The sequence below is a fragment of the Streptococcus oralis subsp. dentisani genome (assembly GCF_002860905.1).
Lineage (GTDB): Bacteria > Bacillota > Bacilli > Lactobacillales > Streptococcaceae > Streptococcus > Streptococcus oralis_BA.
Genome location: NZ_PKIG01000004.1, coordinates 119284 through 131969, shown reverse-complemented (window position 1 = coordinate 131969; position 12686 = coordinate 119284). Strand labels below are relative to the sequence as shown.

The 12686-nt window shown below is 42.0% G+C and carries 17 protein-coding genes; all 17 read right to left on the bottom strand.

Going from position 1 to position 12686, the window contains the following annotated elements; all coding sequences use genetic code 11:
- Positions 1-223: 223 nt before the first annotated feature.
- The 17 genes from CYK16_RS07530 to CYK16_RS07450 all read right to left on the bottom strand — a co-directional run bounded on the left by CYK16_RS07530 (position 224) and on the right by CYK16_RS07450 (position 12653).
- Positions 224-619 (bottom strand): helix-hairpin-helix domain-containing protein, encoded by a 396-nt coding sequence (locus CYK16_RS07530; protein ID WP_060806131.1) that lies wholly within the window; start codon positions 617-619, stop codon positions 224-226.
- 95 nt (positions 620-714) lie between these two features.
- Positions 715-969, bottom strand: a complete 255-nt coding sequence (locus CYK16_RS07525; RefSeq protein WP_000119707.1) for a DUF1912 family protein — start codon at positions 967-969, stop codon at positions 715-717.
- 9 nt (positions 970-978) lie between these two features.
- On the bottom strand, positions 979-2313 hold the full coding sequence (locus CYK16_RS07520) for a DUF438 domain-containing protein (protein ID WP_060806130.1): 1335 nt from the start codon (positions 2311-2313) through the stop codon (positions 979-981).
- On the bottom strand, positions 2313-2546 hold the full coding sequence (locus CYK16_RS07515) for a DUF1858 domain-containing protein (protein ID WP_060806129.1): 234 nt from the start codon (positions 2544-2546) through the stop codon (positions 2313-2315). The genes CYK16_RS07520 and CYK16_RS07515 overlap by 1 nt, the downstream gene beginning before the upstream one ends.
- Positions 2547-2810: 264 nt before the next feature.
- Positions 2811-2993: a hypothetical protein gene (locus CYK16_RS07510; RefSeq protein ID WP_060806128.1), complete on the bottom strand. Its 183-nt coding sequence runs from the start codon at positions 2991-2993 to the stop codon at positions 2811-2813.
- Between the two features lie 205 nt (positions 2994-3198).
- Complete coding sequence (gene rbfA / locus CYK16_RS07505) at positions 3199-3549, bottom strand: 30S ribosome-binding factor RbfA (protein ID WP_001273601.1); 351 nt, start codon at positions 3547-3549, stop codon at positions 3199-3201.
- A 251-nt stretch (positions 3550-3800) separates the two neighbouring features.
- Positions 3801-6602 carry a translation initiation factor IF-2 gene (gene infB / locus CYK16_RS07500; protein WP_060806127.1) on the bottom strand — a complete coding sequence of 934 codons (2802 nt, stop codon included), beginning with the start codon at positions 6600-6602 and terminating at the stop codon, positions 3801-3803.
- Positions 6603-6618: 16 nt separating this feature from the next.
- The gene (locus CYK16_RS07495) at positions 6619-6918 is read right to left on the bottom strand and encodes a YlxQ-related RNA-binding protein (RefSeq protein WP_001041404.1); all 300 of its coding nucleotides are present in this window, start codon (positions 6916-6918) and stop codon (positions 6619-6621) included.
- Entirely contained in the window at positions 6911-7204 is a 294-nt protein-coding gene (rnpM, locus tag CYK16_RS07490) for an RNase P modulator RnpM (protein WP_000857562.1), read from the bottom strand. The genes CYK16_RS07495 and rnpM overlap by 8 nt, the downstream gene beginning before the upstream one ends.
- A 21-nt stretch (positions 7205-7225) precedes the next feature.
- Positions 7226-8362: a transcription termination factor NusA gene (nusA, locus tag CYK16_RS07485; protein ID WP_060806126.1), complete on the bottom strand. Its 1137-nt coding sequence runs from the start codon at positions 8360-8362 to the stop codon at positions 7226-7228.
- Positions 8363-8405: 43 nt separating this feature from the next.
- A complete protein-coding gene (rimP, locus tag CYK16_RS07480) occupies positions 8406-8885 on the bottom strand; it encodes a ribosome maturation factor RimP (RefSeq protein WP_060806125.1) in 480 nt (159 codons plus the stop codon).
- 125 nt (positions 8886-9010) lie between these two features.
- Entirely contained in the window at positions 9011-9646 is a 636-nt protein-coding gene (gene trmB, locus CYK16_RS07475; RefSeq protein ID WP_001266094.1) for a tRNA (guanosine(46)-N7)-methyltransferase TrmB, read from the bottom strand.
- Entirely contained in the window at positions 9643-10437 is a 795-nt protein-coding gene (ccrZ, locus tag CYK16_RS07470) for a cell cycle regulator CcrZ (RefSeq protein WP_060806124.1), read from the bottom strand. The genes trmB and ccrZ overlap by 4 nt, the downstream gene beginning before the upstream one ends.
- A gap of 161 nt (positions 10438-10598) precedes the next feature.
- Positions 10599-11210 carry a CPBP family intramembrane glutamic endopeptidase gene (locus tag CYK16_RS07465; RefSeq protein WP_101776851.1) on the bottom strand — a complete coding sequence of 204 codons (612 nt, stop codon included), beginning with the start codon at positions 11208-11210 and terminating at the stop codon, positions 10599-10601.
- A gap of 29 nt (positions 11211-11239) precedes the next feature.
- A complete protein-coding gene (gene blpZ / locus CYK16_RS07460) occupies positions 11240-11488 on the bottom strand; it encodes an immunity protein BlpZ (protein WP_101776850.1) in 249 nt (82 codons plus the stop codon).
- A gap of 40 nt (positions 11489-11528) precedes the next feature.
- Positions 11529-12218, bottom strand: coding sequence for a CPBP family intramembrane glutamic endopeptidase (locus CYK16_RS07455; RefSeq protein WP_101776849.1), 690 nt, complete (start codon positions 12216-12218; stop codon positions 11529-11531).
- Between the two features lie 51 nt (positions 12219-12269).
- Complete coding sequence (locus CYK16_RS07450) at positions 12270-12653, bottom strand: immunity protein (RefSeq protein ID WP_180948755.1); 384 nt, start codon at positions 12651-12653, stop codon at positions 12270-12272.
- Positions 12654-12686: the final 33 nt, after the last annotated feature.

The window sequence follows — 12686 nt, the reverse complement described above, 5'->3', positions numbered from 1 at the left end:
ATGTGCTTATCCGCGGTACCACCCAATTTCGGGCAGTTGCCCGCAACTCTCGTCTTTAAAACAAAAAGACACTTTTATTTCAATTTTTCATCCATTAGCAACCAGTTTTGACACATTTGTGGACTTCTCAGCACCGCCACTTTCTGTAAAATGTGGGATTCAAAACACCTCTAATGGCTCTATTGTAGCAAGATTTTTTCGGAAATGCAAGGCACAAGAAAGATTACTTGAACTTGATGCCATTTTCTTTCAATTTCTTAATAGTAGCTGGTCCGATTCCTTTTAAGGCAAGGAGTTCTTTTTCAGTCCAGTTTTTGAAATCTGAAGCAGACTTGATGCCTTCATCGTAGAAAGTTTTAGCACGATCAAGTGGAAGTCCACCCAAGTTTGCTGCAAAATCTTCTACAGTATTGGCTACTTTTTGAGCTTGCTCTTTGGTAGCTTCGACTGCTTGTTCAACTTTTTTAGAAACAGCCTTACCAGCTTCGCTTGCTGACTGTTCTGCACGTTTTACGACTTTTTTTGTCTCTTCTACAACCTTAGTCACAGTACTTGAAAAGGCACCTGCGCGACGGAGGCTATTTCGTAATTGTTTTTTACGATTGAGTTTCTTTGACATGATAAAATCCTTTCAATAAAAAATCCCTGCTCTGACAAGGATTTAATATAAATATTCTATCAAGATTTTAGTAAAAAATCAAGAATCTATCTCGTTTAATAATTTCTCTCACCAAACAAGCCTTCTGGTAAATCATGGAATCCCTTACCTGCCTTGAAGTTTTCAAATTTTCCAAGCAAGAACTGATAAGCATCCAAGCGGCTTTCATAACGAATCATGGCATCTTTGGCACGCTCGTCTTGGTCTTCTTCGTAGACTTTTTGGCTTTCCTTATGCGCCATGTCGTTGATCATGATTTGGGTATTGACCCAGGCTTCAAATTCCTTCATAAATTCTTGTTCGTAACTCATTTTTTCTCCTTATTCTAATCCACGGAAATAGTCTGTGTCAATCTCACGGTAGGGCTGGATATCCTGAACGTATTCCAGCACACCTTGGAATTCTCCCTCTTCATCGTGCACTGCAGCGTAGGTGATGTGGACAAACTTACCTCGTGACTCAGACTTGAACCACATTTCATACTTGTCTTTGCTTCCCTCACGAAGTCCCTTCATGATAGTCTTGACCTTGTCCAAGTACTTAGGTGGATGACAGAGCTCAACATTGCGCCCAACTTGGGACGGCGTCCGTTTGAAAATCATCTCGTCAGCCGGCGTATTGTCATTGTAATACTGGAAAATCTCGTCTTTATTGACAAAGGTAATCTCCATAGGGAGGTGATTGAGGATGAGATTGGCCTGCTCGACTGAGAGATAGCCATTGCCAAAAGCCTGTTGACTATGGCGGTCCAGCACTGCTTCCTTTTCCTTAGGGGTAAAGGTAATAGTAAACTGTCCTTCTGGCGTATCAATAACTTGCTGAACTTGACCTTCTGCCGTGTCTAGTTGTACTGTCTCCTCTACACTCCTTTCCTCAACAAAGCTCTGTCTTTCTGGAACCCATTTCTCAGACGGACGGATGATGGCATAGCCATAGGCATCACTCTCCTCCGCAATCTGAAGCCAATCATCCTGAGTGAAAGACTCAAGGAGAATCATGAGAAGGATGGACTCTTCCTTGAAAACCATACTTTCAAATTCTGTCGCAAAGGCTTCAAAAGCTTCCTTTACAGTGGAAATCGGAACTTCTGGCAATGACTTAGCTGTCGCTAGAGCTATTTGAAAGAGCTCCCTGATCTGATCATCCACTCCCCACATGATCTTAGGAGGTGAATCGTGTCCATAGCGCTCCATGATAGGAAAGAAGAGTTCTTCTTTACGTTGGTAATGGATATCAAATTGACCCAAAAGGCCCATCTGACGGACTAACCCCTTACGCATCTCTGCCAGCATTTCCTCGTCTTCCATAGACTCATAGGTATCTAACAATCTCCGAATGCGAATCAAGGCAGCGCGGAGAGCCAGATTTTCATCCTTGAAGACCCGAACTGGGTGACCTGGGTGCTCGGTATCTGCAACTTCGACACCCTTAACGGCATTTTTAAAAAGATTGGCATGGACATCACAGAGTTCCATGACATCTTCAAAAGTAACACCTGAGTCTGAGTTCATCAGCTCGTGCTCCATGAGGGAAATCTCAATGGCTGATACACCTGTAAAAGTCGCATCAAATCGCTCTTGAACCGACTCAGGAGAAGCGCCATTGTGCAATTCTAACAAAATATCCCGCAGGACATGAATTCGTTCATCTGCCATCAGTCTAATCCAATCACTTCGTAGCCATTTGCTTCCAGCGTGCGGACAATCTTGTCCATAGGAGTTCCTTCTAGCTTAGAACCCTGTTTAAGCGATACTTTGCGCCCAACGGTGTTGCGCATCAAGGGATTGGCTAGAGGTTTAAAACCCAGATCCACTAGAATTTCCAAGACTTCTGGATGCTTGTCCACCACTTCTGCAACAGGAATTGACACATCGATGATATTGTCCATGACGACCTCCATGTATGTTCTAAAATGATTTTACTGCTTATATTATACCATATGGAAAGTGAATAAAAAACTAGCAGTACAAGACTTGCTAGTTCTCTGCGACTTGAATTACGGCCTAAAAAAGTTTAAAAAGCCAATCCAATAGCTTAAATAATATCTTGTAAAACAGCAATTGGACTGCAAAAGAGATGATCATCCATAGGAATTTCACAATTCCAATAATCGGTTTGATAAAAATAATGGCAAGAAGACCCAAGAAAAATTTCATTCTCTCTCCTCTGGCTTGATGAGCCACCGAGCCGTATCCATTAACTTGTCTGCAATAAATAGTTTCCCCAAACCGACAACGGCGTGGTCATCTTTCTTTATCGTTTTCATTACTTTTACACCTTGCACGGTCAAAAAGTAATTACCATAAATTTTAGCTAGAGTTTTTATGAGTCCCATATTATCTTTCCTCGTTTAACTACGCTTTAAAATATTGACGATACTAGTCTTACTGACCATTTCTGTGAAATTTACTCTTTCTGATTCCTATAATATCATACAAGTTGAATTTTATAAAGCTTTTTAATAATGTTTAACTCTGGAAAGATTCCCCAGCATGCTTTGTAGTCATTTCCTCCACCAAAAAAGAGGGTTGCCCCTCTTCTTAGTTCTTATCCAGATTGCGTAGCATCTCGTCAATCTTGTTTCCATACTCGATGGATTCGTCTTTGACGAAGGTCAAATCTGGGATTTTGTACAATTTCAAATTGCGACCAAGTTCACGTTTGATGGTACCAGTTGCTTTTTCAAGCCCGATTTGGGCTTTTTGATTATCTGAAGCAAGATTACTCAAAATGGTGTAGTAAACCTTGGCAACAGACAAGTCACCCAGCATCTGAACATCTGTGATGGTCACACCTTGGACACGCGGATCACGGACTTTCTTTTGCAAAATCTCATTGACTTCACGCTTGATTTCCATGCCCACACGATCCGTACGGAAATGATTTGCCATGATATTCCTTTCTCTACTTTGAACCAAAAGCTAGGCCAGCAGACCTAGCTATTTTTAAATTTATTGATTTTCATTTCAAATTGGAACGAAGTTCAATTTGAAATCATCTGCTTCTTTCGCCGTGGTGAAAGTGATGGAACTGATTTATCAGTCCCATCACAGGGGATTTTTGAGACTCTAGGCTCAAAAATAAGCAATGAAACCATCGGTTTGCTTGCGTCCCTCACCACCTAAGAAAGGAGCAAAAAATCTTATCTCTTGATTTCTTCCATGACATAGGCCTCAATCACATCATCCATCTTGATATCATTGTAGCCATCGATCATCAATCCACCTTCACGACCGTTTGTAACTTCCTTAACGTCGTCTTTGTAGTGTTTCAAGCTTGCGAGTTCGCCGTCATAGATAACGACACCATCACGGATAACACGGACTTTAGAGTCACGGGTAACCTTACCGTTGATAACCATGAATCCACCGATAGTTCCGACTTTAGACACCTTGAATGTTTCACGGATAACTGCTTCACCGATAACTTTTTCTTCGAATTCTGGGTCAAGCATCCCTTTCATGGCTTCTTCCATCTCTTCGATAACCTTATAGATAATGCTGTGGAGACGGATTTCCACATCGTCAGCTTCTGCTTGTTGACGAGCTTGTGGTGTAGGGCGTACGTTGAAACCAACGATAAAGGCATTTGAAGCTTCGGCAAGGGTCACGTCAGATTCATTGATCGCACCGACCGCTGAGTGGACAATGGTAACTTTGACACCTTCTACGTCAATCTTTTGAAGTGAGGCAGAAAGGGCTTCAACAGAACCTTGTACGTCGGCCTTGATGATAACGTTAACTGACTTAAGTTCACCAGCTTTAAGGGTATCAAAGAGGTTTTCAAGGCTGACACGTTGGGTAGCTTGACGTTGTTTCATGAGGGCACGTTTGGCACGCTCTTCACCTGCTGCACGCGCAGATTTTTCATCCTCGTAAACGGCAAAGTGGTCACCCGCCATTGGCGCTTCGTTCAAACCAGTGATAGATACTGGTGTTGATGGTCCAGCAACCTTCACACGACGACCAAGGTCATTGGTCATAGCACGGACACGACCGAAGGTATTTCCGACAACGATAGGGTCTTGGACATTCAAGGTACCTTGTTGAACAAGAAGGGTTGCGACCGCACCTTTTCCTTTATCCAAGCGCGCTTCGATAACTGTACCAATTGCACGAACTGTTGGGTCTGCCTTGAGTTCTTGGATTTCAGCCACAAGAAGGACTGTTTCCAATAATTCCTCAATATTCTGGTTGAATTTAGCTGAGATTTCAACAAATTCAGAATCTCCACCCCAAGCAGTTGACATAATACCATGCTCTGCCAATTCACCGATAACGCGTTCTGGGTTGGCACCTGGTTTATCAATCTTGTTGATAGCTACGATAATTGGAACGTTGGCTGCTTTTGAGTGGTTAATGGCTTCGATTGTCTGAGGCATAACCCCGTCATCTGCCGCTACAACCAAGATAGTAATATCGGTAACAGAAGCACCGCGCGCACGCATAGATGTAAAGGCCGCGTGTCCTGGTGTATCAAGGAAGGTAATCTTCTTACCATTTTCCACGATTTGGTAGGCACCGATATGCTGAGTGATACCACCTGCTTCACCTGTCGCAACACGAGAGTTACGAAGGGTATCTAGGAGTGTTGTCTTACCGTGGTCAACGTGTCCCATGATAGTTACAACTGGTGGACGCTCTACCAATTCATCTTCATTGAGATAACCATCTTCGACAAAGAAACGCTCGATGTCGGCATTATCCACTTCAACCTTTTGTTTGGCTTCGATACCGTAATCCACCATGAGGAGTTCGATGGTTTCCCCATCCAAGGATTGGTTTTGTGTGGCCATGACACCCATCATAAAGAGTTTCTTAACGATTTCAGCTGGTTCACGTTTGATACGTTTTGCGATTTCCGCAACGGTCATACCATCTGTATACTCAAATTCTGTTGGCAATTCATGGAATTTACGCTCTGTAACAGGTTTTGGAGTCTGATTACGGTTGTTCTTGTTATTGCCTTTTTTGTTCTTTTTGTTGTTATTCCAGTTACTATTCTTTTGATTTCTCACTTGATTTTGACTACTTCGATTCTTTTGTTGTTTTCTAGGACCATCTTCTTCGTGATCATAATCGTCACGATTTTTGTCTGGTCGAGCTTGTTTTTTACGACGTGTATCCACTGCAGGTTCTTTTTTCTCAGGGACGACTTCAACCACTGCTTGAACTTGCTGTGCTTGTTGCGCTTGTTCAGCTAACTTAGCCGCTTCTTCAAAGATTTCCTCTGGTTCCTTGCGTTTATTAGCTTGGGCCAAGGCTTCTTTAGCAGCCTGATATTGTTTGAAGCGTTCTTCGCTTGAACGTGCGTACTCTGCATTTTGCTCTGCTTTTAGGGCTGCTGCACGGGCTTTAAAGTCAATACGTGGAGCTACTTGATTTGAACGTTTGTCCCCTTGTTGACGGCGCTCATTTCCACGATTTTGCTGACCTTGCTGTTTCTTAGCTTGGTCGTTAAAACGGCGATTGTCGCGGTTTCCTTGACCTTGTTTTCCGCCATTACGGCCGTCATTTTTCTGACGGTTTCCGTTTTGTTGTTGGTCACGGTTATTGCCCTTGTTTTGCTTGCGGCGTTCTGCCTGCTCTTTGGCACGGGCTTCACGCTCAGCCTTGAAATTACGGCTTTGCGGTTTAGCTGCTACTTTTTCTGCCTTCGGAGCGACTGGCTCAGCAGGTTTTGCCTCTTCCTTAGCTACAGCTGGTTTAGCTGGCTCAGATTTTTCGGCTTTCTTTTCTGCACTTGCTTTTGGTGCTGCAGGTTTTGCTTCTGCTTTCGGAGCAGCTGCAGACTTAAAGCTGGCAGCGATTTTTGCAGCGACAGCTTCTTCCACACTTGATGAGTGGCTTTTCACATCCAAGCCCAACTCTTTTGCACGCGCTACAACTTCTTTACTTTCTTTTCCAAGTTCTTTTGCGATTTCGTACAATCTTTTCTTAGACAAATCATGTCCTCCTCTTCTATTCCATAAGAGACCTCATTTTCTTTGTAAATCCAGCATCTGTTACAGCCAAAACCTTTCTTGATTTCCCGACTGCTATGCTTAATTCCAGTGTTGAAAACACGGTTACAATTTCTACTTGATAATAATGACTTTTATCTTGAATCTTCTTGGTCAGATTGGGTCCAGCATCATGGGCTAGAAAGACCAACTTGGCCTTGCCGTCTTGAATGACCTTGACCACCAATTCTTCACCCGATATGATGCGCCCTGCTCGCTGAGCAAGCCCCAAGAGATTGCTTATCTTTTGCTTATTCAAGTCCTAACTCTCTTCTTTTCACTTTGTGATCCACATAAGCGATCAACTCATCATAAAAGCTTTCTTCCACTTCCATGCTAAAGCTGCGGTTAAAGACCTTCTTCTTTTTCGCCTCTAGGGCTTCTGCATTGTCTAGCTTGATATAAGCGCCGCGACCATTAGCCTTGCCTGTCGGATCGATAAAGACTTGTCCTTCCTTGTTTTTGACAATACGGAGCAAATCACGCTTATCAATCACTTCGTTAGACACAACAGACTTGCGCAAAGGGATTTTTCTCGTTTTCATCTTTCCCTCCTCTAGCAGCTTTTATTCTTCTACAGTATCGTTTTCTGCTTCCAACTCTACTGAATCAGCTTCTTCCATGGCTTCAAATTCGCTAGCAGACTTGATATCGATACGGTAACCAGTCAAGTGAGCCGCCAAGCGCACGTTTTGTCCACGACGACCGATTGCAAGAGAAAGCTTGTTATCAGGAACAACTACCAAGGCACGTTTGCTGTCGTTTTCATCAAAGATAACTTGGTCAACCTCAGCAGGGGCAATGGCATTGTAGATAAATTCAGCTGGATCTGCTACCCACTCGATAACGTCGATATTTTCTTCGATTGGCACCATACGGTCACTCTTGGCATCGTAGCGAGCTGGGTGGAACTTGCTAGTAATCTTCTTGATGTTAGCTCCACCGCGTCCAACGATTGTTCCGATAGCGTCCACGTTTGGATTGTGGCTACGAACTGCAACCTTAGTACGGTCACCAGCTTCACGAGCCACGCTCATGATTTCAACAGTTCCATCATAAACTTCTGGAATTTCTTGCTCCATCAAGCGTTTGATCATTTCTGGATGGCTACGGCTAACAAAGACATTTACACCGCGAGGGTTGTCTTCAACCTTGTAGACATAGACTTCGATACGGTCGTGAGAAGCAAAAACTTCTCCAGGAATTTGATCTTGTTTTGACAATTGGGCTTCGATGCTGCCGAGGTTGACATAGATAAAGCGGTTGTCAAAGCGTTCTACAGTACCAGACATGATTTCTTGCTCATGTTCTTTATAAGTATTGTAAGTGATGGCACGTGTTTGCTTGCGCATTTTTTCCATGATGGTTTGTTTGGCAGATTGGGCTGCTACACGACCAAACTCAGCAGGTGCTTCTTCAAACTTGATTTTGTCTCCAAGTTCATAGGCTGAATTAATGGCAAGAGCATCTTTCAAGCTGATTTCCAAACGGCTATCAAATACTTCATCAACCACTTCACGGACAGTATAAACTGTAAAGTCACCTGTTTTTTCGTTGAAGTCAATGGCTACGCTGTCTGATTGACCATAGCGTCTGCGATAAGCGGAACGAAGCGACTCTACTACTGCGTCGATGATATCTTCTTTTTTGATTCCCTTGTCTTCTTCCAAAATGCGGAAGGCCTCTAGCATTTCTTTACTCATGTTTTCTTCACTTTTGAATCCTCAAAAGCTATCCTTTCTTTTTCTATAATTTAACTGCTAAACGTGCTTTTGATACTAAACTATATGGAATTTGGACAGTTTTCTTACGCGTCTTGTCCATATATTCCATAGTCAACTCTTCCTCTTCGAAGGCCAACAAGGTTCCTTCAAAGACCTTTTGCTTATCGATGGCTTGGTAGAGCCCGACATGGATGTATTTCCCAACCGCTCCAGCTACGGCATCCTTGGTTTTCAAAGGACGTTCCAAGCCTGGACTGGTGATTTCTAGGAAATATTGTTCTGGGAAGGGATCTGGCTTGATGGTGTCTAGGACAGGACTGATAATTTCTGTCAAGTCTGCCGTGTCGTTCAAGGTAATTCCTTCAGGTTTATCTACAAAAATACTGAGAATCATGTCACTGCCAATCTTTCCATACTCGATATCTACAAGTTCGAAAGGTGCTTGGATGACAGGTTCTACAACTTCTCTGACTAATTCTACAATTGTTGCGATTGCGTCCACCTCCTCATAAGCAAGAGGCGAAGATATTTCCCCGCCTCACTTTTCATATTCTTACTCTTAGTATATCACATTTGCTAACTTATGTAAAGCAAAAGCACTTATACAGCCTGATTTCAGGCTATTTCTTAAAATTCTGCCTCAACTCGGTAGATAACTTGCCCCTTATTGGAGAATTTTTGCTCGTATTCTGTCATGACATTGCCTTCAAAATCACTGGCATGTAAGTCTAGCCAGACACCATTGAGCTTCATGCCATACTGAGAAAAGCTCACTAAACTGTACTCAAACAAGCCACGGTTATCCGTCTTGAAATGAATTTCTCCATTTTCAGGCAAGATACGTTTGAAGGTATCCAAGAAGGTCTTGTAGGTCAAACGACGCTTTTCATGGCGTTTTTTCGGCCATGGATCTGAAAAGTTCAGATACAAGCGATCAATCTCACCGTCTTCAAAGTAGTCAGTCAAGTCAGAACCATCTACCCACAAGAGCTTGATGTTAGGCACTCCAACTTCAAGAACCTTGTCTAAAGCATAGCTTAAAACAGACTTTTGAATATCAATCCCGATATAGTTGATGTCAGGGTTCTGCTTTGCCATACCTGAAACAAAGGCACCCTTCCCACTTCCAACTTCCACATGAATGGGATTGTCATTGCCAAACAAGTCCCGCCATTTCCCCTTGGCTTCCAAGGGATTGAGGACCACATACTGGGGATTTGCCTCTAGTAATTCTGTCGCCCCTTTACGATTTCTAACTCTCATCTTCTCTTTCCATACTTGTCTCGGAAGTGACGCAAGCCATGAATCTCCCGATTGACATTTTCTAAATCTTGGTTCATATAATACTTGGAAATCTGGCTCAAATAAGACAATTGACCATACCAATACAATTTATTTAATACCGTTTGATTATACTTGTAACCGTAGTAGGTCAACCATTCCTTCCACTGATGTTCTGGAATATAATGGCAGAGCATATGGGCCACATCCAACATGCGGTCGGTCAAGCGAACCGAATCCCAATCTACCAAATAAATCAAGCCACTATCTGTCTCAATCCAATTACTATGTCGTACATCTCCATGGACAATGGTCGCATAGTCCTCTCTAAATCCTGGAATAGTCTGACGTAAATCAGCCATCACTTCACTGATAAAATGATTTTTACGCAAAGCATCTGGAGCCGTTTCCTGCCAAGACTGTAGTAAATCTACAGGTGTTTCCATGGCATAGCCCAAGCGACTCAACTGTGTCATCAACGGACGTGAGCGATGAAGACGGGTTAAAATATTGACAATTTGTTTACGATTCATATCATAGGGGGTCAATATCTTGCCAGTCAACCATTCTTGAGCACACATATCACGCCCATCTGCCAAACGGCGACTCCATAATAATTGTGGAGCAATTTGTTCTCTAGCTAGACCAGGTAGGATTGGAGAGGTGTTCATTTTTACAAAGATGCGCTTTCCATCAGGATAGCTACCCATATAAGCCTTGCCACTTTTCCCAGGTATGGGAGTCAGTGTTAGCTCATTATCACCCAAATCCATTTCTTTCCTCCGTATAAAGTTTCCTTACTATTCTACTAGTTTTTGCCCTATTCGTCAACCGCTCCACACCCGATTCTCAAAGAAAAGCCTCTGGATTGGCTTGAGTATCATTATAGAAAGAAAAAGGTAAGCACAATCTCCTACTTACCTTTTCATAATTTTTATAAATAATATAAGAGTGGCCAACTGTTGTAAAACATGTGGACCAGAGTAGAAACCCATAAGTTTTGGCTCTTTTTATAAGCAAAGCCCAGCAACAAGCCCCCAAGTAGATAAAAAATAAACGAAGGGACATTAGAAGGTCCATGCATAACAGAAAAGAGAGAGGAAGTTAGCACAAGCCCTAACCAAGAATTGTCAAAAACCGCACCTTGAAGAAGTCCTCTGAAAATGAGTTCCTCCTGGATGGGGCCAAAAACTGAGGTAATCAAAATCAAAGACAGAGAAATTCCTCTGCTGACTTCCGCCAAGTGTTGAACTCCTGCGCCAGAAGAAATAGCGAAGAAATGAATATAAACCAGCGTCTCAAGCACACTTAGAAGAAAGATTGCAGTGAAAAGCAAAAGTTGTTTCTTGCTTAACATCCCAAAAGAAATCATTTCAAACTTTCTAGCATAAACAACACTCAGCGAGGTTACTAGAAGACTTACAATAATCAATTCAGATTCATTTTGAAAAAAATCCCCATGGTTAATCGTATAAGGAACTGTAATGACGATTAGTAGTACTAAAAATCCAAAGCACAAGGCATGAAATTTATCAAAAAACTCCATAAAGCTATCCTCCTCACCAAACAGACTTCCTACGCGTCATCCTTTAGCTCTAACCTTTCCAAAACAAACCATTTGAGTAACCAAAATCCGACCACATAACCAGCCCCTAAGAAGATAGCCATTAAAGATAGCATGGGATTCAGAAAATAAAAGATCACAACAGATACAAAGGTTAGCACAAAAACATTAAAGGCAATGGTGTCAGAAGCCAAGACTAGAATATAGGGCGTCAACCAGTCTAAGGTTTTGGAATCTAGGAAAAATAAGTGTTTATACATGATAACCTCCTCTATAGCTGAAAAGCAAGCCTTTTATTTTTTACCCCAAGACCCTATGTAGAAAAGTGAGCAAAAATGGTAAGTTTGCAATGATATTATTAACAATATGAATCGAATAAGAAGGATAGATACTCTTCGTATAACGCGTTAGCCAGGCAAATAGACAGCCCACTGCCGTATAGACAAGAATATCTGCGAAACTTGGCAAGCTAGAAAAGTGGGGCAAGGCAAATAAGAATGACGGAAAGAGAAGATCCAGCCCCCATCTCGAATTCTTAAAGAAGGCATGTTGAAGCAATCCCCTACATACCAATTCTTCCATCAGAGGTCCTAGTACGATTAAGGTTAGGTAAACACCAAACTCCGCAAAATTGGTCTCACTATAGGCAATAAACAAATTCCAACCTTCGTTCGTCCCCTGAACGTGTTTAGCTGTCAGATAGTTAAAACAGATAAGCACAACAGCGGCTAACACCGTCAGGACGGAATAGCTCAACCACTTTTTTCTAGGGATACGAAAGAGATAAGCATGGCCCGACCTAACCAAAATCCAAATCATCAAGCAGATAAAGAGAAGGCTGATGATGTTTCGAATCCAGATAATATTTCCTACCCAAGACGAGAACTCCCAATAATTGCTCCAAAATTGGGTCGTCCAAGACAGTCCGAAAAACAGAAACAAATAAGAAAGAATTGCACTCGTTTTAAAAAGAATAGAGTGTTTTTTCATAGAACTCCTCCCTACTATGACCTACCCTTGCCAGGCTCTACTACTGCAAGATTAAGAAGACAGTTTGTTCTTTTTAAGGCTAACCTGACTACTAGATAATAGATATATTAAGGCATTAAAGACAATGAAAATATGTCCATAGAATAAAATCAACCTCGCATCCAAACCAAGATAAAGTTTGACCATCAAAAAGATGAGCAAAAGAATTTGAAACCATAAGGTTTTTCCAAAAATAAATTTAAAGCGATTTCGAATATCTACTTCCTTGATTTTTACCGCCACCCCTTTATTAGCAAGAAGGAAAACGCCTGCTTCAAATAATCCACTGTAGAGAACAATCCACCCAATCGATTCATTAGAGATTTGTAAAAATGTCCCTAAAAGAATATTCAAAATACTACTCAAGAAAATAACAAGAAATAATCTGTATTTCATATTAAATACCTCCATTCATTTATTTCACTAACA